The organism is Mycolicibacterium sp. XJ2546, from assembly GCF_053483195.1.
Genome location: NZ_JBEFRW010000013.1, coordinates 28,613 through 51,340, shown reverse-complemented (window position 1 = coordinate 51,340; position 22,728 = coordinate 28,613). Strand labels below are relative to the sequence as shown.

The window sequence follows — 22,728 nt, the reverse complement described above, 5'->3', positions numbered from 1 at the left end:
GCCGTCAGGCGACCCAATACGCTTGCGCCTTGATGGACTTCTTCGGGATCTTGTAGTTCTCGCGGAACACCTTGGCGACTGCGCGGGTGGTGCGGTTGTCGCAGGCGACCCAACCGAAGTGATCGGAGGCGTCGAAAGCCGCCTCGTTGACGGCCTGAATCAACGACTCGCCGGAGTTCTTGCGGTCCACCCATATGACATCGGCGCTGCGCGCCACCGGCAACTGCTTGTCGTCGTCGTGGCTGGCCTCCAGGTACACCCGCGCCGGGACGTCGCCGATGGCCTGCAGCAGCGAGTTGATCGCGGGCAACGACGCGGTGTCGCCGACGATGACGTAGCCGGCCGGCTGCGGTTCGGGCAGCTTGAAATTGCTGCCGAGCACCGTCACCTCGATCGTGTCACCCGGTTTCGCCTTCTGCGCCCACTGCGAGGCGACGCCCTCGTGCAGGGCGAACTCGATGTCGACGGTGTCGACCTCCGGATTCGGGTCCACCAGCGTGAAACCGCGCTGGTGCAGTTTGTCGCCGTCGGCGAACCACATCCGGATCCACATCGTCGGATGCAGCGGCCGGTCGGCGAGCATCCCGCCGGCGGTGAAGCTCAGCCGCAGGTAGTGCGGCGTCACCTCGCGCCGCCCGGTGACCGTCAGCTGGTAATCGCCCGCACGCATCAGCTTGAGAACCGCGCCTTGGAATCCGCGCGTCGGCTTCTTGTCGGACATAGAAACAACAGCCCTTCAGTGAATTCGATTTCTTAGGGCAGCTTAACCTAATATTCCGCTAACGGTCGCGCACCCGGGTGAACCGGTGCAACAGCCAGGACAACGGCACCGTGACGATGAACGTGAGCACGAACAGCCAGAAAACCGAGCCGGTGTAGATCGGATAGCGCACGATCTCCACCATCACCAGCTCCATCGTGATCAGGTGGATCAGGAAGATCTCGTAGGAGATCTCGCCGAGGAACACCATCGGGCGACTGGCAAGGAACCTCGAGTACAGCCCGCGATCCCCCAACGCCAGCGGCGCCACCAGCAACGTCGCGATCACCGCGTAGAACGCGGTCTTGGCCAACGCCTCACGCAGCTCGGTCGGCGAGGTGGTGGGCTCCCCGGCGATCGGGGTGGAGACGATGAAATAGCACACCACCGCCAACGGAACACAAGCCAGCGCGTACGCCCGCACACCCAGTGGCTGCAACGCCGCCAGCACCATTCCGCCGATGAACCACACCAGATACGTCGGCAACCACAACGCCGCCCCGTCGGGCAGGAAGTCGGTGGTGTGCACCAGCACCAGCCACGCGGGCGAGATCAGCGCGAGCCCACCGAGGCCGACCACCAGCAGGCCCGGCCGCCAGCGCCGCCGGCACAGCACCACGAGCAGCAGCCAGGCCAACAGCGGGAGCACAGCGTAGAACGCCACCTCGACCGCCAAGCTCCACATCTGCGTAAGGCCCTGGTGCAGAAACGAATACAGATAGTGGTCGGTGTAGATCTGGGTGAGCGTCAGGTTGCGGAACAACCCCTCCCAGGTGTGGCCGGGATTGGGTCCCGCGGTGCGGAAGTGGTAGACGAGGTAGGCCGCCAGCACCGTGACGACGTACGCCGGCATGATGCGGCGCACCCGGCGCCAGGCATAGCGGCGGGATGAGGGCGGCGGTTTGTCCGCGGCGGCGGCCTTGACCCACGCCCCGAAGAGCAGAAAACCGCTGAGCACGAAGAAGATCGGCACACCGATCTCCATCCGCGAATACACCAGACCGACGTATCCCTGCGGGTACTTACCCGTGGTATAGGCGGCGTGGGTAGCCATGACCAGCAGGGCAGCGACCGCGCGGATCCCGGTGAGCGAGGCGACCCGCTCGGGCCTACTGATGGACTCCAGGCCGCCCTGCGCATCCACCCCGCGCGACAGCGTCATTTCGATCGGCGAGGGGGTTTCCCGCCCTTGCGTGGCGGACGGTCGGGTTGCAAGTTGATCAAAACGCCCTGAATGCGGGTGCGCTCCAGGGCCTTCACCGTCTCGCGCGACAGTTTGGCCGGCAGCTCGACCAGCGAATGATCGACGCGGATCGAGATGTGGCCGAAGTCGCTGCGGTGCAGGCCACCCTCGTTGGCGATGGCGCCGACGATCGCGCCAGGGCTCACCTTGTGCCGCTTACCCACGGCGATGCGGTAGGTGGCGAAGTTCTGCCCGGCTCGACGGGGTTGCTTGGGGCCGCGGTCGGGCCGCTCCGGGCGCTCGTCGCGGCGACGCTTCTCCGGGGGCGGTTCGGACATCAGGAACTGCTCGCCGTCGCGGGACTGCACCGCCAGTGCGGCGGCGATATCAACCATCGGAACGTCGTTTTCGCGCTCGTAGTCCTCGATCATGCTGCGGAACAGGTCGACGCCGGGCGCGTTGAGTGCCTCGGTGATCGAGTCGCGGAACTTCGCGACGCGCTGGGCGTTGACGTCTTCGACGCTCGGCAGGTCGGTTTCGACGAGCTTGGAGCGGGTGGCCTTTTCGATGGCCTTGAGCAGATGGCGCTCTCTGGGCGTGACGAACAACAGCGCGGCACCCGAGCGGCCGGCGCGGCCGGTGCGGCCGATGCGGTGCACGTAGGACTCGGTGTCGTGCGGGATGTCGTAGTTCAGGACGTGGCTGATCCGTTCCACGTCCAGCCCGCGCGCGGCCACATCGGTGGCGACGAGGATGTCGATGCTGCCGTCTTTCAGCGCGGCGATCGTGCGTTCCCGCTGCGCCTGCGGGATGTCGCCGTTGATGGCGGCCGCGGAAAAGCCTCGCGCCCGCAGGCGTTCGGCCACTTCTTCGGTGGCCTGCTTGGTGCGGACGAACACGATCATCGCGTCGCCCTCTTCCACCTCGAGCACCCGGGTCAGCGCATCCATCTTGCGGTGCCCGGCGACCTGGATGTAGCGCTGCGAAATGTTCTCGGCGGTAGCAGTTTTCGCCTTGACCGTGACCTCGACCGGGTCGTGTAGATACTTGGTGGTGATCTTGCGGATCGCGGGCGGCATGGTCGCCGAGAACAACGCCACCTGCTTGTACTCCGGGGTATCGGCGAGGATGCGCTCGACGTCTTCGGCGAAGCCCATCTGCAGCATCTCGTCGGCCTCGTCGAGCACCAGGTAGTCGAGGTGCGACAGGTCCAGTCGGCCCTTCTCCAGGTGATCGATCACCCGGCCGGGCGTGCCGACGACGACCTGCGCCCCGCGCTTGAGGCCCGCCAACTGGGGGCCGTAGGACGAGCCGCCGTAGATGGGCAGCACGTTGATCTGGGGCAGGTGCGCGCCGTAGCGGCCGAACGCCTCAGCCACCTGCAGCGCCAACTCGCGCGTCGGTGCCAGTACGAGCGCCTGAGTGGCGCGGCTGGCAGGGTCGATCTTCGACAGGATCGGGATGGCGAAGGCGGCCGTCTTACCGGTGCCGGTCTGGGCCAGGCCGACGACGTCGGAGCCGGCCATCATCGCCGGAATGGTGTCGGCCTGGATCGCCGACGGCGACTCGTAGCCGACGTCCACGACAGCCTGCAGCACCGCCGGGTGAATCTGCAGGTCAGAAAAGGTCAGTTCGGCAGTCGGAGGTGCCTGGTTCGGATCCGACTCAGAGGACGTCATCAGGTAGCGATTCTAATGCCCGTCACCTGCCCAATTCGCCACGCGGCCCAGTCGTCACTTCCGTCACCGCACGCCGGTGTGTCGCCGCGATCTGTCCGACACGATTTGCGAGGGTGGATTAGGTGAAGTGCACGGTTCGGTTCTGCAGTCTCATCGGTGTCGTGACGGTTCTGCTCGCCGGCTGCGGGGCAGGCGACTCCACCGTCTCGAAGACACCGGGCCCCACGGCACCTCCCCCGACGTCCGCGGCGTCGGCGCCGTCGTCGCTGCCGGCGGCGGCACCGACCACGACGGCGGCAGCGGACCCGTGCGAGGTCGACCTCGCCGCACCGGAGATCGCTCAGGCGGTTTCGGAGTTGCCTCGCGACCCGCGCAGCAACCAAGGGTGGAGCCCGGAGCCGCTGGCCGGTAACTACAACGAGTGCGCGCAGCTGTCGGTGGTGATCGTCAAAGCCAACACCAACGCCGAAAACCCCAACACCCGCGCGGTGATGTTCCACCTCGGCAAGTTCATTCCCGACGGGGTGCCTGCCACTTACGGTTTCAACGGCATCGATCCGAGCGCCAGCACCGGCGACACCGTCGCGCTGCGGTATTCCAACGGGGTGCCCGGCCTGGACAGCGTGGTGAAGTTCCGGTGGAACGGCAACGGCGTCGAGTTGATCGGCAACGCCCCGGGGTAGCCCCTATTTCGGGGCGAACGTGGGTTACCAGCACACGTGCGCGCGAAAACGCGTGCATTTAGGCCACACTCGGCGGCCTAACGGAGCTCAAGCCAAGAGATCCGTGCGTCGAGCCGGACCTTGTCTGCGTGCGGCCAAGCTCTTGCGCGCATAGCCTCCTGCACACGGGCCAAGAAGACATGCGGCCGATAGCGGAAGAGATCCCGACTCACCCGGATGATCAGCCACCCCTGAGCCGCCAGTTCAGCCAGCCGGTCGATGTCGTGGGCGTACTGCTCAGGGTCCTCCCAGTGTTGCGGGCCGTCATATTCGACGCCGACTTTGAAATCCTCCCACCCCATGTCGACGCGGCCGATGTATCTCCCGTGCTCGTCGACGACGAGGATCTGCGTTTGTGGCCGCGGAAAACAGGCCGCTACCAACAGCAGGCGCGTCCGCGTTTCCTGCGGCGATTCGGAACCGCCATCCATAAGTTCCCACACCCGGCGCAGTTGCACGATGCCGCGGGCACCGCGACGGGTTTCGGCGAGACGCTCGACGTCGACCGCCTTGAGCCCGGTGGCTTGGGCCAGCGCATCGATCCGGACGACCGCCCTCTCGAGTCCCCTTCTGCGTCCGATGTCGAATGCAGTCCGGGCCGGCGTGGTCACCGGCATTCCATCAGCAACGCCGACCTCGTCATCCCGCAATTTGTTCCGGTGAATGACGATTCCCTCGACGGGGCAGGCCTCGGTGCGAATCAACTCGGCGGGTAACTCGCCGCTGATCCATCGTGAGCCGTACAGCGCCGATGCGGACATTCCGGCCAGAGTGGCGTTGCGGTTGGACCACAGCCATGCGGCCATCGCTCGTCTGTCCGGCGTCAGCTCCACGCCTTTCGGCAGGTAGACGTTGCGATAGATCATGTCGTGGCCGCTGACCAGCGTGCGCCTGGTTACCAGGCCGGCCGCCAGCGCCTCAGTGCCGATGAACGGCAGGGGTTTCGTGTTCATGCGCCGAATGTCGGCGTTGGGTCTCACACAATCGGCCGGTGCGACGGTGGCGAGGCCGCGGGCTGTGGATGAGTACGGCGTTGGGGATCGACGAGTGTGGCCTCGATGCGCGCCCGACGCGGCTTCGACGTGCGGGTAATCCACGTTCGCGCCGACAGGGGGTGTCAGTAAGCTCGCCTACAGTGGCAGCGTGTTCGTCACCGACGGCCATGTCATCTACAGCGCCTCAGACCTCGCGGCGGCGTCGCGCTGTGAGTACGCGCTGCTGCGTGCATTCGACGCGAAGTTGGGCCGCGGCCCCGCGGTCGAAACCGAGGATGACGAGTTGCTCCGGCGCACCAGCGAACTTGGCGACGCACACGAACAACGCATCCTCGACGAGTTCATCGCACGCCACGGCGACGGTGTGGTCCGGATCGGGCGGCCCGCTTACTCGCGAGCTGCGTTCGAAAGCGCTGCGCGCGCGACAGCCGAAGCGTTCGCCCGGCGTCCACCAGTCGTCTACCAAGCGGTGGTGTTCGACGATCGCTTCGTCGGGTTCGCCGACTTCGTCGTGCTAGACGGTGACCGCTACCGAGTGTTGGACTCCAAACTCGCCCGCAGCGCGAAAATTCAGGCGCTCCTTCAGATCGCCGGTTACGCTGACGCGCTTCGCCGGATGCAAGTGCCGATCGCCGACACCGCCGGGCTGATCCTGGGCGACCGCACCACCGTCGACTATCCGGTCGACAACCTGATCCCGGTGTACCGCCAGCAGCGTGACCGCCTGCGCGACCTGCTTGACACCCACTTCGCATCCGGCGCACCGGTCGCCTGGGCCGATCCTGTGGTGGGTGCGTGTATGCGCTGCGAGTGCTGTGTACCCAACGTCGTCGACGACGACGATGTGCTGCTGGTGGCCGGCTTGCGGTCGTCGCAGCGTGACACGCTTATGGCCGAGGGCATCGACACCGTCGCGAAGCTGGCCCGTTCGACCGGTCCGGTCGACGGCATGGCGGCCAGCACCCTCGCTGGCCTCCGCACCCAGGCACGCCTGCAGGTCACCCAACGCGACACGGGGACACCGCAGTTCGAGTTTGCCGATGTCGACGCGCTCGGCGCGCTTCCCGCCAAGAGCCGCGGTGATCTGTTCTTCGACTTCGAGGGCGACCCGCTGTGGACCGACGACGGTGTCACCTGGGGCCTGGAGTACATGTGGGGTGTGCTCGACACGGCAGACAACTTCACGCCGCTGTGGGCTGAGGACCGCCGCTCCGAGCGCAAGGCGTTCACCGACTTTCTCGCACTAGTGCGCAAGCGCCGCAAGAGGTTTCCCGACATGCACATCTACCATTACGCAGCGTACGAACGCACCAAGCTGTTGGAGTTGGCCGCCAGGTACGGGGTGGGGGAAGACGAGGTCGACGAGCTGCTGCGCCAGGAGGTGTTGGTCGACCTGTTCCCCATTGTCCGAAGCAGCCTGCGGGTCGGCGCACCGTCGTACTCACTGAAGGCTCTGGAACCGCTGTACATGGGTTCAGAACTCCGCACCGGCGAGGTCACCAACGCCGCTGCGTCGATCACCCAGTACGAGCGCTACCGCACACTTCTCGACGAGGACCGCACCGACGAGGCCGCTGGAGTGCTCAAGGAGATCGAGGACTACAACGAGTACGACTGCCGTTCGACCCGACGACTACGAGACTGGTTGTTACTGCGGGCCTTTGAAAACGGGGTCACTCATCTGACCCGCCCCGTCGAAAAGCGCGACACCCTGCCGCCGCCCGACGAGACGGCGCAAAAGCTGATGGATTTCGCCGGCGACGGTGTCGACATCGAACGCACACCGCAACAATGCGCCGCAGCGCTGATCCAAGCCGCCCGCGGCTACCTACCTCGCGAGAAAAAGCCTTACTGGTGGAATCATTTCCAAAGGCTGAACCATCCCGTTGACGAATGGGGCGATACGTCGGGGGTCTTCCTCGTCGAGGAAGCTGTCGTCGAACAGGATTGGCACAAGCCACCGAGAAAGCGAAAGCACCGCAGGAAGCTACGGCTAACCGGGGTGCTACAAGGCGGGACACTCGACAGCAAACCTCAGGCGCTCTACGACCGCCCTGCGCCCGCGGGTCTCGACGATGAACACCCCGACCGCCGCGCGAACCACCAGGTGACGGTAGAAGATGTAACCGAAGTCGAAGGTGTACCCGTCGAGGTTTTCGTAGAAGAACTGGAAATCAATACCGGACAGTTCGATCAGTTGCCGATGGCACTCGCTCCGGCCGTACCGATCCCGACCGACAAGCTCGAGGAAGCGATCGAGGCGCTGGCGACGGAGGCGGCAACCACCGTCGCCGACGGTCGGCTACCGCGGCGCGCCGTCGTCGACATCCTCTGCCGCGCAACACCGACCACGAAATCAGGTGCTGGGCTGCCCCGTCTCGGCGACAACATCGCATCGATCACCGCAGCCGTATTGGACCTCGACAGGTCCTACGTCGCCGTGCACGGTCCACCCGGCACCGGCAAGACGTACACGGCCGCGCGCGTCATCAAGTCATTGGTCAACGACCACGGTTGGTGCGTCGGTGTCGTCGCGCAGTCACACTCCGTCGTCGCGCATCTGCTCAACAAGATCGTCGAGGCCGGTGTCGACCCTGCTCTGGTCGCCAAGAAGGCGAGCCGCGACTCGACGGGAACGGATCGTTTCACGGTGATCGGCGAGGATGACCATGCCGACTACCTCACCCAGCATGGCGCGTGTGTGATCGGTGGCACCGCATGGGATTTCGCCAACGACAACCGGGTGGCGCAGGACTGCCTCGACCTGATCGCCATCGATGAGGCGGGTCAGTTCTCCCTGGGCTTCACGATCGCCGTTGCTCGCGGTGCGCGCAACATCATGTTGCTCGGCGACCCGCAACAGCTCGGTCAGGTATCAACCGGCATCCACCCCGAACCGATCAACCATTCGGCGCTCGGCTGGTTGATGGAAGGCCACGACGTGCTGCCCGCGAAATACGGCTACTTCCTCGAGCAGACCCACCGCATGCATCCTGATCTGTGCCGTGTGGATTCCGCTCTGTCCTACGACAATCGGCTGATTCCGCACCCGAAGACCTCCGCACGCACATTGGCCGGATACCCGCCCGGGGTACATACCCTCTGCGTGCACCACGAGGGCCGCTCGACGTGCAGCCCGGAGGAAGCGTCGGTGATCGCCGCCGAGATCAGGTCGATGATCGGAGCGCAATGGACAGATGGCAAACCACGGCGGTTGACGCAGAGCGATGTGCTCGTCGTCGCCCCCTACAACGCCCAGGTGCTGCAACTGCGGTCCGAACTGCAGGAAGCCGGACTTGGCGACGTACTCGTCGGCACTGTCGACAAACTCCAGGGCCGCGAAGCGCCCGTGGTGTTTGTCTCGATGACGGCCTCGGCGATCGAGGACATCCCGCGCGGGATGCCGTTCCTGCTGAATCGAAACCGGCTGAACGTGGCGATCAGTCGAGCCATGTACCGCACGGTGATCGTGCGCTCACCGCTGCTGACCGACTACCTGCCCAGCAGCCCTTCGGGCTTGGTCGAGTTGGGTGCGTTTCTCGCGCTGGCGCCGTGTGATACACCCACGGGGTGAGCTTGACCGACCGGCTGGCCGCGATCGTCGGCGCCGCGCATGTGAGCACCGACCCCGACGTGCTGGCCGGGCGCAGCGTCGACCACACCGGGCGGTACCGGGGCCGGGCCAGCATCCTGGTGCGGCCGGGCACTGCCGACGAGGTCGCCGCGGTGCTGCGCACCTGCCGTGACGCGGGCGTCTGCGTCACCGTGCAGGGCGGGCGCACCTCCCTGGTCGCCGGCACGGTGCCCGAACACGACGACGTGCTGCTCTCCACCGAACGGCTGCGCGACGTCGGTGATATCGACGTCGTCGAGCGGCGCATCACCGTCGGCGCCGGCGTGACGCTGGCCGAGGCGCAGCGCGCCGCAGCCGCGTCGGGCCTGGTGTTCGGAGTCGATCTAGCGGCGCGGGATTCGGCCACTGTCGGCGGCATGGCGTCCACGAACGCCGGCGGGCTGCGCACCGTGCGCTACGGCAACATGGGTGAACAGGTGATCGGATTGGAGGTTGCGCTGCCCGACGGCACCGTCCTGCACCGACACAGCCTGGTGCGGATGGACAACACCGGATACGACCTGCGGTCCCTGTTCATCGGCGCCGAGGGCACGCTCGGCGTCATCACCGGACTGGATCTGCGGCTGCACCCCGCGCCGCGACACCGGGTGACGGCGATCTGCGGGTTCGCCGACCTGGACGCGCTCATCGAAACCGGCCATATGTTCCGCGATTTCGACGGTATCGCGGCATTGGAGTTGATCGACGCCCGCGCGAGCGCGTTGACCGCCGAACACGTCGGCGTGCCCGCCCCCGTCGACGGTGCCTGGCAGCTGCTGATCGAACTGGCCGGCGACTGGGATGACCAGACCGAGCGGCTGGCCGATGCGCTCGACGGGTCCCGGCTGTCCGGTGAGCCGGCGGTCGGTGTCGATGTAGCCGCGCAGCAGCGGTTGTGGCAAGTGCGCGAAGCGGTCGCCGAGGTGCTCGGAGTGTACGGCCCACCGTTGAAATTCGATGTCTCGCTGCCGCTTTCGAGCGTAGCAGAGTTCGCCGGGAACGCGGCACAACTCGTCACCGAGCACGCACCCGAGGCGATCCCGGTGCTTTTCGGCCACATCGGCGAGGGCAACCTACATCTGAACGTGTTGCGTTGCGGCCCGGACGCAGAGCAGAACCTGTACTCGGTGATGATGGCGCTGATCGCACGACTGGGCGGCAACGTCAGCTCCGAGCACGGCGTCGGCACCCGCAAGCGCGACTACCTCTCGATGTCACGCACCGACGCCGACATCGCGGCCATGCGGGCGGTGAAAACGGCCTTCGACCCGACCGGATACCTCAACCCCGCAGTGCTCTTCGGCACCTGACCGCACCGTCGGTGCGCCGTTCATTCGTTCCATGGCAGCGAATGTCTGCCGGAATGCCGCCGGTCGTCGGGATCCTCGTCGCGGGAATGCCTGCCGTGCGACTGAAACCAGAACGAGCGTGACTCGTTCGCCTCATCCGACCGGCGATGTCGCGGGCGCCGATAGTGGTGGCCGGTCGCCATCTCGTACGCGTCGGCCACCGACGACCGCGGCTCGGCCAGCGGCCGTCGGCCCGTCGGCTTGAACCTTCGCTGATCGTCGACGTGAAACCCGTTGTGCGCATGCCCGATCGGCTCGGGCTCCGGCGACGTAGCGGGCACCGAAGGAACGTCGTCGAGCAGATCCAAGACAGCGCGCCAGGATTCACGCTCGTCGGTCTCGGGTTCGGCCGCTGTGTCGTTCTGCCAGTACCGCGACGCGCGAGGCGTGTGCGACGGCGGCGTGGCGCGCGCCGGGATCGGGTCCGTCGGCGACTCGGCGGCATCGGGTGCCACTGGTACTGGTCCGGGCTCATCCCAGGACACCGTGTACTCGAGATAGTCGTCGTCATCGTCGACGAACGTCTCGTCGCCGCCGTAGTCGACCGCCAGACCGGCGCTGGCATCGGGATCGACGACGTCGTCGGCGACTGGGTCGCTCTCGAAGCCGACGAGGAACAGCGCCAGCACCACACCGAACAACGCGATGAACGCCGGCAACAACATCGCCTGCGACATCGCCGCGGCGAACGATTCGTGAAGGAAACTCGGCAGTTCCATGACGCCCGAGGTCTCGGTGGCCTGGTCGGCCGCCGGCGGCATCACCGCGCCGATCCGCCACGTCATGAACGCCGCGATACCGGCGCTGCCCAACACCGACCCGACCTGGCGCGTGGCGTTGTAGACACCCGAACCCGCACCGGCGCGGTCGATCGCCAAATTGCGGGTGGCGGTGGCGGCCAGCGGCGACCAGATGAAGGCCATGCTCACACCGGTCACCGCCAACGGCACCGCGATCCGCCAGATTGGCGTCGTCGGCGTCATCTCGATCGACAGCCACGTCACCGAAATGGCCAGTAGAGAGAACCCGAAACCCACCACCGGCCGAGGATGCGACCGGTCGACGATTTTGCCGACGAACGGCGCCAGCACACCGCTGAGGATCGCCATCGGCGCCATCAGCAGACCCGAGCGGGTCGGGGTGAGCCCGCACACCGCCTGGGCGTAGAACATGACCGGCACCATCATCGCGGTCACGACGAAACCGATCGTGGCCACACCGAGGTTGGACAGGGCGAAGTCGCGGTCGCCGAAGATCGCCAGCGGGACGAGCGGTTCGGCAGTGTTGACCGACTGCCAGATCAAGAACGCTGCCATGAACCCGACACCGCCGGCGATGGCGCCCCACACCCACGGCGCCCACTCGTGGGCCTGCCCTTCCTGCAGCGCGTACACGATCATGAACATGCCGATACCGGACAGCAGCACGCCCGGTACGTCGAACGGCTGCTTGTTCGTAGGTAGTTCGGGTACCAGCCGCGCGGCCAGAACGATCCCGAAGACGCCGACCGGCACGTTGACGAAAAAGATCCACTGCCAGCCGAGGCCGTCGACCAGAAACCCACCGGCCAACGGGCCGACCAACGTCGCGACACCCGCGGTCGCCCCCCACACGCCCATCGCGACGCCGCGACGGTCGGCTGGGAAGATCCGCGTGATCGTCGACAGGGTTTGTGGCGTCAACAACGACGCGCCCACCCCCTGCAGCACCCGCGCGGCGACGAGCATCCCGATCGTGTCGGACAGCCCGCACCACAGCGAGGCGGCGGTGAAGACGGACAACCCGATCAGGTAGAGGTTCTTCGGGCCGAACCGGTCACCGAGGCGACCGGCCACCAACAGCGGCACCGCATACGCCAGCAGGTAGGCGCTGGTGACCCAGATGACCGCGTCGTAGTCGGCGCCCAGCTGGTCCATCAGCGACGGATTGGCGACCGCCACGATGGTCGCGTCGACCAGAATCATGAAGAAGCCGACCATCATCGCCCACAGCGCGCGCCATGCGTTGCGGGACTCGGGGTCGCGCGGCAGCAGACCGCCGAATCCCCGCCGCACCGCGGAGGTTAGGCCGGCGGGCCGGCGAATGAGGTTCAGGGACATCTCGAGTCGACTAGCTACGTGACGGTCCAGCCGACGCTACGGAGCTTGCGTGGTCCCGACAAGTCGGGGCTCACACGTGCACCTAAGGTCAGGCGGGTTCAGGGACGACGTCGCCGGTGACTCCGTCCGCGCGTTCGACCGCCGACACACCATCGGCGTGATATCCGCCGCGCAGCGTGGAGGCCAACGCGAACAACGCGACCACCATACCCATCGTCATCACCAGAGCGAGCGCGATCTCGTCGTTGCCGAGCACGCCGACCAACGGGGCCACCACCGCGCCCAACCCGAACTGTGCCGCGCCGAGCAGCGACGCCGCCGTACCCGAGGCCTCCGGATGCCGCGTCAACGCCACCGCCGGCGCATTGGGCAGCACCAGACCCATGGCTCCGAGGATCGCCCACACCGGGATCACGAAGCCCAGCACCCCACCGAACCCGGTGAGCGAGAGCGTGATGAACACGGCCCCGGCTGCCGTCGCGGCCACCAGCGCCCACAGCATGATGGCTTGCGGGGCGAACCGGCGCAGCAGCACGACGTTGAACTGTGTGGAGCCGATCAGCGCGATTGCACCTGCGGCGAACACCAGCGCGAACGCCTGCTCGTCGAGGCCGTAGCGACCCTGCAGCACGAACGGCGCCCCCGATATGTAGGCGAACAACCCCGACATGCTCAGCGCAGCGACCACGACGGCGACGACGAAACGCACGTCGCGCAGCAGTTGGCCGTATGTGGCAGCGATGCTGCGCAGCTTCAGCGGCCTGCGGTGCGACACCGGAAGGGTTTCTGGCAGCGCCAACGCCGCGACCAACAGCAGTGCGCCGGCCATCGCGACCAGCGCGGCGAACACCCACGGCCAGGAGCCTTTCAGCAACACCGCGGCACCGAGCGATGGCGCCAACACCGGCGCGACCCCCAGCACCAGGATCAGCCGCGACATCACGGTGGCCGCAGCCGAGCCGGCGAACAGGTCACCGACCACGGCGACGGCGACCACCGCGGCGGCGGCAGCACCCATGCCCTGCATCCCGCGGGCCACACCCAGCACGGTGATGTTGGGCGCGAGCATGCACAGCAGCGACGCCGCCATGTGCAGCACGATGCCGACCATCAGCGGACGACGCCGGCCCAGCGAGTCTGACAGCGGCCCCACGATCAGCTGGCCCAGCGCCAGACCCGCCAGCGTTCCGGTGAGGGTGAGTTGCGCGACCGACGATGACACCCCGAGCTGTTCACCGATGTCAGGCAGCGCCGGCAGGTACATGTCGATGGTGAGCGGGCCGAGCGCCACCATCACGCCCAGCACGAGGATCATCCGGGTTCGGCTGGGCGCGTTGGTTCGCGAGATCTCGGAGTCCGCGCGCGTCAGGTCCACAGCCGGTGATGTTGCCATGAAAGTGGTTAGCGTCGCTTCTCAATATTTTCTTCCCAATCGGGCACACAGTGAGGGCAATCACCGCGGGCACGCCGGCGCGCGGTGGTTCGTTAGGTGAAGCGGATAGCCTGAATAATTCGGCGTTCGGACAGGGAGGCCGCCAATGAGTGCCTGGTCAAAGGCCAACAAACAGCTGCCCGATCCCGGCGACGCCAGCCCAGAGAATCCGGGCGCTGCCGCCAAGGTGCTCTCCGGCATCCTCGAGCGCGGTTCACGCGTGCAGGCACCCGCGGTTCAGGCTTATGTCAACCGTATCCGCGAACGCAATCCTGACGCGACACCCGCGGAGATCATCAAGAAGCTCGAGACGCAGTATCTGGCGGCGGTGGTCGCCAGCGGTACGGCCGTCGGCTCGGCGGCCGCGGTGCCCGGCATCGGCACGTTGGCCGCGCTGTCCGCTGTCGCCGGTGAGACGGTGGTCTTCTTGGAGGCGACGACGCTGTATGTCCTGGCCGTCGCCGAGGTGCACGGAATCCCGGCCGAGCACAACGAACGCCGCCGCGCCATGGTGCTCGGCGTCCTGGTCGGCGACGACGGCAAGGCTGCGCTCGCCGACCTGGTCGGCAAGCGCCGTACCAGCGGCGCATGGGTGGCCGAGGGTGCAGCGACGTTGCCGCTACCCGCGGTGTCCCAACTGAACAACCGCCTGCTGCGCTATTTCGTGAAGCGCTACACGCTGAAGCGCGGAGCGATGGCGTTCGGCAAGCTGCTGCCCGTGGGCGTGGGTGCCGTCATCGGTGGTGTAGGCAATCGGCTGATGGGCAAACGTATCGTCGCCAACGCCCAAAAGGCGTTCGGCAGCCCACCGCCGCGGTGGCCGTCGACTCTGCACGTGCTGCCCGCGCCCCCGAACTAGCCGATACTGACCCACGCTGGCCATAACGCCGTTGTCATGGCTTGACCGTTGCTTCGGCGCTAGCCTTTAGGTCGGCGGAAAGGCGGGTAACCGCACAGAACTGGCAAGCGCGATGACCGCGCTTGCGTGACGCGAGAATTGAGGCGAATAGCTACCGTGAGCTCACCTTCACCATTCGGACAGAACGAGTGGTTGGTCGAGGAGATGTATCGCAAGTTCCGCGAGGATCCCTCGTCGGTAGACCCCAGCTGGCATGAATTCCTGGTCGACTACTCCCCCGAGCCGACGACCGACAGCCAGGCCTCCGACGGTAACGGTCAGCGGGCCGCGGCGCCGATCTCACCGCCGGAACCCGCACCCGCGCCCGCCCCGAAGGTGCCTGCGGCCAAGGCGGAGCCCAAAGCGGAGCCGAAGGCCGAACCGAAGAAGCCAGAAAAGAAGTCCGAGCAAAAGCCGGCCGAATCCAAGAACTCGCAGCGCACGTCGACCAAGCAGACGAGCGACGAGGAAAAGCCCGCCAAGGCCAAGACAACGGCGCCGCAGGGCGACGACGACGAGACCCAGCAGCTGCGCGGCGCGGCTGCGGCGGTTGTCAAGAACATGTCAGCGTCGCTGGAGGTGCCGACGGCCACCAGCGTGCGGGCCATCCCCGCCAAGCTGATGATCGACAACCGGATCGTCATCAACAACCACCTCAAGCGCACCCGCGGCGGCAAGATTTCGTTCACCCACCTGATTGGCTATGCGCTGGTTCAGGCGGTCAAGAAGTTCCCGGGGATGAACCGCTCCTTCGACGAGGTCGACGGCAAACCCCACGTCGTCACCCCGGCCCACGTCAACCTGGGCCTCGCCATCGACTTGCAGCGCAAGGACGGCGACCGCCAACTGGTGGTGGCGGCCATCAAGAAGTCCGAGACCATGCGCTTTGGCCAGTTCATCGCCGCATACGAGGACATCGTGCGGCGCGCCCGCGACGGCAAGCTGACCATGGACGACTTCTCCGGGGTGACCATCTCGCTGACCAACCCCGGCACCATCGGCACCGTGCACTCGGTGCCGCGGCTGATGCGCGGCCAGGGTGCGATCATCGGCGTCGGCGCGATGGAGTACCCGGCCGAGTTTCAGGGCGCCAGCCCCGAACGCATCGCCGATCTGGGCATCGGCAAGCTCGTCACGCTGAGCTCCACCTACGACCACCGCATCATCCAGGGCGCGGAGTCGGGTGACTTCCTGCGCACGATGCACGAACTGTTGCTCTCCGACGATTTCTTCGACGAGATCTTCCGCGAGCTGGCGATCCCCTACGAGCCGGTGCGCTGGCGTACGGACAACCCCGATTCGATCGAGGACAAGAACGCCCGGGTAATCGAGCTGATCGCCGACTACCGCAACCGCGGCCACCTGATGGCCGATATCGATCCGCTGCGCTTGGACAAGGACCGGTTCCGCAGCCACCCCGACCTCGACGTGTTGACCCACGGTCTGACGCTGTGGGACCTCGACCGCGAATTCAAGGTCAACGGGTTCGCCGGCGCCGAGCACAAGAAGCTGCGCGATGTGCTCGCGGTGCTGCGCGACGCGTACTGCCGCCACATCGGTGTGGAGTACACCCACATCCTCGAACCCGAACAACAGCAGTGGTTACAGGAGCGCATCGAGGGCAGGCACGACAAGCCGACCGTCGCCCAGCAGAAGTACATCCTGAGCAGGCTCAACGCCGCCGAGGCGTTCGAGACGTTCCTGCAAACGAAATACGTTGGGCAGAAACGGTTCTCGCTGGAAGGCGCGGAGACCGTCATCCCGGCGATGGATGCCGTCATCGACCAGTGCGCCGAGCACGCTCTCGACGAGGTGGTCATCGGGATGCCGCACCGCGGCCGGCTCAACGTGTTGGCCAACATCGTCGGCAAACCGTATTCGCAGATCTTCAGCGAGTTCGAGGGCAACCTCAACCCGTCGCAGGCGCACGGCTCCGGTGACGTCAAATACCACCTGGGTGCCACCGGCACCTTCATCCAGATGTTCGGCGACAACGACATCGAGGTGTCGCTGGTCGCTAATCCGTCACACCTGGAGGCGGTCGACCCGGTGCTGGTGGGTCTGGTGCGGGCCAAACAAGACCTGATCGACATCGAAAGCGACGATGACGCGTCCGAAAAATTTCCCGTCGTCCCGCTGATGCTGCACGGTGACGCCGCGTTCGCAGGCCAGGGCGTAGTCGCCGAGACGCTCAACCTCGCGCTGCTGCGCGGTTACGGCGTGGGCGGCACGATCCACATCATCGTCAACAACCAGATCGGTTTCACCACATCGCCTTCCGACGCCAAGTCGTCGGAGTACTGCACCGACGTCGCGAAGATGATCGGGGCTCCGATCTTCCACGTCAACGGTGACGACCCCGAGGCCGCGGTGTGGGTGTCGCGGCTGGCCGTGGACTTCCGGCAGAAGTTCAAGAAGGACGTCGTCATCGACCTGATCTGCTACCGCAAACGCGGTCACAACGAAGGCGACGACCCGTCGATGACGCAGCCGGCGATGTATGACGCGATCGACGTCAAGCGCGGGGTGCGCAAGACCTACACCGAAGCGCTGATCGGCCGTGGCGACATCTCGATGAAAGAGGCTGAGGACGCGCTACGCGACTACCAGGGTCAACTGGAGCGAGTGTTCAACGAGGTCCGCGAACTCGAGAAACACCCGATCGCTCCGAGCGCGTCGGTGGAGACCGACCAGATGGTGCCCGCCGGTATGCACACCGGTGTGGACAAGTCGCTGCTGGCCCGTATCGGCGATGCGCACCTTGCCATGCCGGAAGGTTTCACGGTGCATCCGCGGGTAAAGCCGGTGTTGGAGAAGCGCCGGGAGATGGCCTACGAAGGCAAGGTCGACTGGGCGTTCGCCGAACTGCTGGCGTTCGGCTCATTCTTGGCCGAAGGCAAGCTGATCCGGTTGTCCGGGCAGGACACCCGGCGCGGCACATTCAGTCAGCGGCACTCGGTGATCATCGACCGCAAGACCGGCGAGGAGTTCTCCCCGCTGCAGTTGCTGACCGTCGACAAGGACGGCAACCCGACCGGCGGCCGGTTCATGGTGTACGACTCGGCGCTCTCGGAAGTCGCTGCGGTGGGCTTCGAATACGGCTACTCCGTCGGCAACCCGGACGCCTTGGTGCTGTGGGAGGCGCAGTTCGGCGACTTCGTCAACGGTGCGCAGTCGATCATCGACGAGTTCATCAGCTCGGGTGAGGCCAAGTGGGGTCAGCTCTCTGATGTGGTGCTGCTGCTGCCCCACGGACACGAGGGGCAGGGTCCCGACCACACGTCTGGCCGCATCGAGCGGTTCCTGCAGCTGTGGGCCGAGGGTTCGATGACGATCGCGGTGCCGTCGACCCCCGCGAACTACTTCCACCTGCTGCGCAGGCACGGCCTCGACGGCATCCACCGCCCGCTGATCGTGTTCACGCCGAAGTCGATGCTGCGCAATAAGGCCGCCGTCAGCGATCTCAAGGAGTTCACCGAGGCCAAGTTCCGCTCGGTGATCGAGGAGCCGACGTTCGCCGAGGGCGACGGTGACCGCGGCAAGGTGCGCCGGGTGTTGTTGTGCAGCGGCAAGCTCTACTACGAGTTGGCCGCCCGCAAGAACAAGGACGACCGCCAGGACGTCGCGATCGTGCGCGTCGAACAGCTCGCTCCGCTGCCCCGGCGGCGGCTCGCCGAGACGCTCGACCGGTACCCGAACGTCGAGGAGTACTTCTGGGTGCAGGAGGAGCCGGCCAACCAGGGTGCGTGGCCGACGTTCGGGCTGACGCTGCCCGAGGTGTTGCCCGAGAAGCTGGGCGGCATCAAGCGCATCTCGCGGCGGGCGATGTCGGCGCCGTCGTCGGGCTCGTCGAAGGTACACGCCGTCGAGCAGCAAGAGATCATCGACGAAGCCTTTGCGCCCTAGTGGTTAACGGGTTGATCGCCGGCATCTGGTGGCTGTTCCGCGGGATCAACCCGCTAGTTGACAGCCCCCGGCAAGGGGGTCCAGTACCTGCTACCGCGAGTACCGACTAGCCTCGACCGGAGCAATCGATACGAGGAGTGGCTATGGAAGGCTTCGCCGGAAAAATCGCGGTGGTGACCGGCGCCGGATCAGGCATCGGGCAGGCGTTGGCGATCGAACTGGGCCGGTCCGGCGCAAAGCTGGCGATCAGCGACGTCGACACCGACGGACTGGCCGCTACCGAGCAGCAACTCAAGGCGATCGGCGCGCCGGTGAAGGCCGACCGGTTGGACGTCACCGAACGGGAAGCCTTCGAGTTGTACGCCGAGTCGGTGGTGGCACACTTCGGCACCGTCAACCAGGTCTACAACAACGCCGGGATCGCCTACGTCGGCGACGTCGAGGTGACGCCGTACAAGGACATCGAGCGCGTGATGGATGTCGATTTCTGGGGTGTGGTCAACGGCACCAAGGCGTTCCTGCCGCACCTGATCGCCTCCGGCGACGGTCACATCGTCAACGTCTCCAGCGTGTTCGGCATCTTCTCGGTCCCGGGGCAGGCGGCCTACAACTCCGCGAAGTTCGCGGTTCGCGGATTCACCGAAGCGCTGCGCCAGGAGATGATCGCCAAGAAGTACCCGGTGAAGGTGACTACGGTGCATCCCGGCGGCATCAAAACCGCGATCATGCGTAACTCGACAGCCGCCGAGGGCGTCGATCGGGAAGGCCTGACAAAGACTTTCGACACCCGGCTGACGATCACCACGCCGGAGAAGGCGGCACGCGAAATCCTCTCCGCGGTCCGCAGGAACAAGCCGCGGGTGCTCGTCGGCCCGGACGCCAAAGTGCTCGACGCCATCGTGCGGATCACCGGTTCGGGCTATCAGTGGCTGTTCAACACGGTGGTGTCGCGGCTGGTGCCCAACGCGCACTGACCGCGAGCGGGTCAGATGCCCAGGGGGTGTTCGGCCAGGAACGCGTCCACGACGTGGCCAGGGTCTTTGCCGGCGGCGACGTCAGCGCGCATCTGCGCCAGCGCCGCGGTGTCCAGCACGCCGGCGATCTCGTTGAGCGCGAGCACCTGCCGTTCGTTGAGCATGTTGCGACGGTACAGCGGCACCAGGTTCTCCGCGCGGATCAGCGATGTCTTGTCCGACAACGTCAACAGCTGCGGCGGGATGCCGGTCGCGGCGGTCGTCGTCCACCCCGCGTTGATCTGGCCCGCCTGCACAGCGGCGAACATCGCGGTGCTGTCCGGGTATTCAGCGGAACTGCCGACGTCGCAGGTGCCCAGCGTGGCGGGCCCCGGCTCATCGACGACGTGGCCGACCCTCAACTTGTCGCAGTTGCGCACCGCCGCGGTGACATCGCGTCCGCCCCATGCGTCGGCGGTCGACTCGGTGACGACGAGCGCAGGTTTGTCCTCCGCCGACATCGTGTAGTCACCCGCGGCGATACCTTCTGGCAAGGCGGACACCAGGTCTCGGTACACCTGCGCTGCCGAGCGCGCGGTCGCGTCGGGCATGAACCGGTGCAGCAACTTCCCGGTGAAACCCGAGACGACGCGGACATCGCCGGCATCCAGTTTGATCAGCGGGTCGGCTTCAGGTTCGACGTGCGCGGGGCTGCCGTAATAGCGCAGCGCCGCGGCGTAGAGGTGCGCGATCACCGTTGCGTCGGGATCCGGCACCGAACCGACGGCGATGGACGGAGCTACGGCGTCATCGCCGCAGCCGGCGGTGGCCGCGACGAGCAGCGCGACGAGCGCTGACGCCAGCCACCGAACGGCCATAATCAGGTGCCGGCGGCGTCGGCAACCGCTTGTGCCACAGCCGGACCCACCCGCGGGTCCAACACACTCGGCACGATGCAGTCGGGCGAGAGGTCGTCGGCGACCACCGAGAAGATCGCCTCGGCGGCCGCCACCTTCATCTGCTCGGTGATGCGCCCTGCGCCGGCGTCCAGCGCCCCCCGGAACACTCCCGGGAACGCCAGCACGTTGTTGATCTGGTTCGGGAAGTCGCTGCGACCGGTGGCCACCACGGCGGCGTGTTTCTTCGCGTCGTCGGGATGGATCTCGGGGTCGGGATTGGACAGTGCAAACACGATGGCGTCCGACGACATGGTCGCGACCAGTTCAGGCGGCACCACACCAGCAGACAGCCCGAGGAACACGTCGGCGCCGTTGAGCGCCTCGGCCAGGCCGCCGGTCACCCCGCGGGGATTGGTCTGTTCGGCCAGTTCGGCCTTGTAGGCGTTGAGATCTTCGCGGTCTCCGTGCACGATGCCCTGCGAGTCCAGCACCGTGATGTCGTTGATCCCCTTGGCCAGCAAGATCTTTGTGCACGCCACACCGGCCGCGCCCGCGCCGGACACCACCACGCGCAGCGACGCCGGATCACGTTCCACGACGGCCGCGGCGCCAATCAGCGCCGCCAGCACCACGATTGCTGTTCCGTGCTGGTCATCGTGCATGACCGGGCAGTCCAGCGCCTCGACGAGACGACGTTCGATCTCAAAGCAACGCGGCGCGGAGATGTCCTCCAGGTTGACGGCGCCGAACGTCGGGCGCAGCCGGATCAGCGTCTCCACGATCTCGTCGGGGTCCTTGGTGTCCAACACGAGCGGGATCGCGTCGAGGCCGGCGAACTCCTTGAACAGCGCGCACTTACCCTCCATCACCGGCAGCGACGCCGCCGGTCCGACGTCGCCGAGGCCCAGCACCGCGGTGCCGTCGCTGACCACAGCGACCAGGCGGTTGGCCCAGGTGTAGCGGGCGGCCAACGTGTGGTCGGCGGCAATGGCCCGGCTCACCTGCGCCACACCCGGTGTGTAGGCGATCGACAACGCACGCTGGGTATCCAACGGCGACTTCAGTTCTACCCCGAGCTTGCCACCGGCGTGGCCAGCGAAAATCTCGTCGTCAGAAAGGACGATGTTGGATTCGGTCACCAAATGCTCTTCCACCGCTTGCGACACGGTGTCGAGGGTAGCGACGAACTGGTAGGTAGCCTAATCGCCTCAGATGAGTCCGAGGTCGGTGACCGCCTTGCGCTCATCGGCGAGTTCGCCCGTCGTCTTGTCGATGCGGGCACGGGAGAAGTCGTTGATCTCCAGGCCCTGCACGATCGTCCAGTTACCGTTTTCGGTGGTCACCGGGAACGAGGAGATCAGCCCCTCCGGCACGTCGTAGCTGCCGTCGGAGATCACCGCCATCGACACCCAGTCGTCCTTCGGAGTGCCCAGCAGCCAGTCACGTGCGGCGTCGACGGTCGCCGACGCGGCCGAGGCCGCCGAGGAGGCGCCGCGCGCGTCGATGATCGCCGCGCCGCGCTTGGCCACCGTGGGAATGAAGTCGTTCTCGATCCAGTCCTGGTCATTGACGACATCGGCGGCGTTCTTGTCGCCGATCTCGGCGTGGAAGATGTCGGGGTACTGGGTGGCCGAGTGGTTGCCCCAGATCGTCATCTTCTTGATGTCGGTCACACTGGCGCCGGTCTTGGCGGCCAGCTGGCTGATCGCGCGGTTGTGGTCCAGGCGGGTCAGCGCGGAGAACCGTTCGCGCGGGATGTCGGGTGCGTTGCTCATCGCGATCAGCGCGTTGGTGTTGGCCGGGTTACCGGTCACCCCGATGCGGATGTCGTCGGCGGCGACCTCGTTGAGTGCCTTGCCCTGGGCGGTGAAGATGGCCCCGTTGGCCTCGAGCAGATCGCTGCGCTCCATGCCCGGGCCGCGCGGCCGGGCTCCGACCAGCAGCGCCAGGTTGGCGCCGTCGAAGATCTTGTTGGCGTCGGCGCCGATCTCCACGCCGGACAGCAGCGGGAACGCGCAGTCGTCGAGCTCCATCACGACACCCTCGAGCGCTTTGAGCGCCGGCTCGATCTCGAGTAACCGCAGCTCGACTGGGCGATCGGGGCCCAGGAGCGAGCCGCTCGCGATGCGGAACAACAGGCTGTAGCCGATCTGGCCCGCCGCACCGGTGACGGCGACCTTGAGGGGACTTGTGCTCACGTCAGATGCTCCTTGGATCCAGATGGTTTCCGCACGAACCTA

At 66.3% G+C, this 22,728-nt stretch carries 15 protein-coding genes; 6 read left to right on the top strand and 9 right to left on the bottom strand.

Annotated features, from left to right (window positions below):
• Positions 1-4: 4 nt before the first annotated feature.
• Genes ABQE44_RS19545 through ABQE44_RS19535 form a run of 3 tightly spaced genes read right to left on the bottom strand, consistent with a single transcriptional unit; the run spans position 5 to position 3,622 of the window.
• On the bottom strand, positions 5-721 hold the full coding sequence (locus tag ABQE44_RS19545; RefSeq protein WP_448393459.1) for a siderophore-interacting protein: 717 nt from the start codon (positions 719-721) through the stop codon (positions 5-7).
• A gap of 58 nt (positions 722-779) precedes the next feature.
• Positions 780-1,922 (bottom strand): acyltransferase family protein, encoded by a 1,143-nt coding sequence (locus ABQE44_RS19540; protein WP_448393458.1) that lies wholly within the window; start codon positions 1,920-1,922, stop codon positions 780-782.
• Entirely contained in the window at positions 1,919-3,622 is a 1,704-nt protein-coding gene (locus tag ABQE44_RS19535) for a DEAD/DEAH box helicase (RefSeq protein WP_448393457.1), read from the bottom strand. Before ABQE44_RS19535 ends, ABQE44_RS19540 begins: the two co-directional genes overlap by 4 nt.
• Before the next feature lie 122 nt (positions 3,623-3,744).
• On the opposite strand from ABQE44_RS19535, the gene ABQE44_RS19530 reads away from it, so the two are divergent.
• A complete protein-coding gene (locus tag ABQE44_RS19530) occupies positions 3,745-4,305 on the top strand; it encodes an LppP/LprE family lipoprotein (protein WP_448393456.1) in 561 nt (186 codons plus the stop codon).
• A gap of 77 nt (positions 4,306-4,382) precedes the next feature.
• Here the strand turns inward: ABQE44_RS19530 and ABQE44_RS19525 are convergent, their stop codons facing one another.
• Complete coding sequence (locus ABQE44_RS19525; protein ID WP_448393455.1) at positions 4,383-5,297, bottom strand: type IV toxin-antitoxin system AbiEi family antitoxin; 915 nt, start codon at positions 5,295-5,297, stop codon at positions 4,383-4,385.
• Between the two features lie 190 nt (positions 5,298-5,487).
• Between ABQE44_RS19525 and ABQE44_RS19520 the strand changes: the two genes are divergently transcribed.
• Together ABQE44_RS19520 and ABQE44_RS19515 are read left to right on the top strand one after the other, a co-directional pair.
• Entirely contained in the window at positions 5,488-8,913 is a 3,426-nt protein-coding gene (locus ABQE44_RS19520) for a TM0106 family RecB-like putative nuclease (protein ID WP_448393454.1), read from the top strand.
• The gene (locus ABQE44_RS19515; RefSeq protein WP_448393453.1) at positions 8,910-10,262 is read left to right on the top strand and encodes an FAD-binding oxidoreductase; all 1,353 of its coding nucleotides are present in this window, start codon (positions 8,910-8,912) and stop codon (positions 10,260-10,262) included. The genes ABQE44_RS19520 and ABQE44_RS19515 overlap by 4 nt, the downstream gene beginning before the upstream one ends.
• A 20-nt stretch (positions 10,263-10,282) precedes the next feature.
• Here ABQE44_RS19515 and ABQE44_RS19510 read toward each other — a convergent pair whose 3' ends face one another.
• Complete coding sequence (locus tag ABQE44_RS19510; protein ID WP_448431422.1) at positions 10,283-12,400, bottom strand: MFS transporter; 2,118 nt, start codon at positions 12,398-12,400, stop codon at positions 10,283-10,285.
• Positions 12,401-12,488: 88 nt separating this feature from the next.
• Complete coding sequence (locus tag ABQE44_RS19505; protein WP_448393451.1) at positions 12,489-13,793, bottom strand: multidrug effflux MFS transporter; 1,305 nt, start codon at positions 13,791-13,793, stop codon at positions 12,489-12,491.
• A gap of 145 nt (positions 13,794-13,938) precedes the next feature.
• Here ABQE44_RS19505 and ABQE44_RS19500 point away from each other — a divergent pair, with 145 nt between their 5' ends.
• From ABQE44_RS19500 to ABQE44_RS19490, 3 genes are all read left to right on the top strand, one after another.
• Positions 13,939-14,691, top strand: coding sequence for a hypothetical protein (locus tag ABQE44_RS19500; protein ID WP_448393450.1), 753 nt, complete (start codon positions 13,939-13,941; stop codon positions 14,689-14,691).
• 204 nt (positions 14,692-14,895) lie between these two features.
• The gene (locus ABQE44_RS19495) at positions 14,896-18,636 is read left to right on the top strand and encodes a multifunctional oxoglutarate decarboxylase/oxoglutarate dehydrogenase thiamine pyrophosphate-binding subunit/dihydrolipoyllysine-residue succinyltransferase subunit (RefSeq protein WP_448393580.1); all 3,741 of its coding nucleotides are present in this window, start codon (positions 14,896-14,898) and stop codon (positions 18,634-18,636) included.
• A 143-nt stretch (positions 18,637-18,779) separates the two neighbouring features.
• Entirely contained in the window at positions 18,780-19,610 is an 831-nt protein-coding gene (locus tag ABQE44_RS19490) for an SDR family NAD(P)-dependent oxidoreductase (protein ID WP_448393449.1), read from the top strand.
• An 11-nt stretch (positions 19,611-19,621) separates the two neighbouring features.
• On the opposite strand, the gene ABQE44_RS19485 is transcribed toward ABQE44_RS19490, so the two are convergent.
• Genes ABQE44_RS19485 through ABQE44_RS19475 form a run of 3 tightly spaced genes read right to left on the bottom strand, consistent with a single transcriptional unit; the run spans position 19,622 to position 22,686 of the window.
• Positions 19,622-20,467, bottom strand: coding sequence for a glycine betaine ABC transporter substrate-binding protein (locus ABQE44_RS19485; protein ID WP_448393448.1), 846 nt, complete (start codon positions 20,465-20,467; stop codon positions 19,622-19,624).
• 2 nt (positions 20,468-20,469) lie between these two features.
• A complete protein-coding gene (locus tag ABQE44_RS19480; RefSeq protein ID WP_448393447.1) occupies positions 20,470-21,654 on the bottom strand; it encodes an NAD(P)-dependent malic enzyme in 1,185 nt (394 codons plus the stop codon).
• Between the two features lie 42 nt (positions 21,655-21,696).
• Positions 21,697-22,686 carry a malate dehydrogenase gene (locus tag ABQE44_RS19475; protein ID WP_448393446.1) on the bottom strand — a complete coding sequence of 330 codons (990 nt, stop codon included), beginning with the start codon at positions 22,684-22,686 and terminating at the stop codon, positions 21,697-21,699.
• Positions 22,687-22,728 lie beyond the last annotated feature (42 nt).

Bases quoted from the DNA above. Each gene is read 5' to 3' on its own strand.
- ABQE44_RS19545 (WP_448393459.1), bottom strand. From the start codon at position 721: ATGTCCGACAAGAAGCCGACGCGCGGATTCCAAGGCGCGGTTCTCAAG.
- ABQE44_RS19540 (WP_448393458.1), bottom strand. From the start codon at position 1,922: ATGACGCTGTCGCGCGGGGTGGATGCGCAGGGCGGCCTGGAGTCCATC.
- ABQE44_RS19535 (WP_448393457.1), bottom strand. From the start codon at position 3,622: ATGACGTCCTCTGAGTCGGATCCGAACCAGGCACCTCCGACTGCCGAA.
- ABQE44_RS19525 (WP_448393455.1), bottom strand. From the start codon at position 5,297: ATGAACACGAAACCCCTGCCGTTCATCGGCACTGAGGCGCTGGCGGCC.
- ABQE44_RS19510 (WP_448431422.1), bottom strand. From the start codon at position 12,400: ATGTCCCTGAACCTCATTCGCCGGCCCGCCGGCCTAACCTCCGCGGTG.
- ABQE44_RS19505 (WP_448393451.1), bottom strand. From the start codon at position 13,793: ATGGCAACATCACCGGCTGTGGACCTGACGCGCGCGGACTCCGAGATC.
- ABQE44_RS19500 (WP_448393450.1), top strand. From the start codon at position 13,939: ATGAGTGCCTGGTCAAAGGCCAACAAACAGCTGCCCGATCCCGGCGAC.
- ABQE44_RS19495 (WP_448393580.1), top strand. From the start codon at position 14,896: ATGTATCGCAAGTTCCGCGAGGATCCCTCGTCGGTAGACCCCAGCTGG.
- ABQE44_RS19490 (WP_448393449.1), top strand. From the start codon at position 18,780: ATGGAAGGCTTCGCCGGAAAAATCGCGGTGGTGACCGGCGCCGGATCA.
- ABQE44_RS19485 (WP_448393448.1), bottom strand. From the start codon at position 20,467: ATGGCCGTTCGGTGGCTGGCGTCAGCGCTCGTCGCGCTGCTCGTCGCG.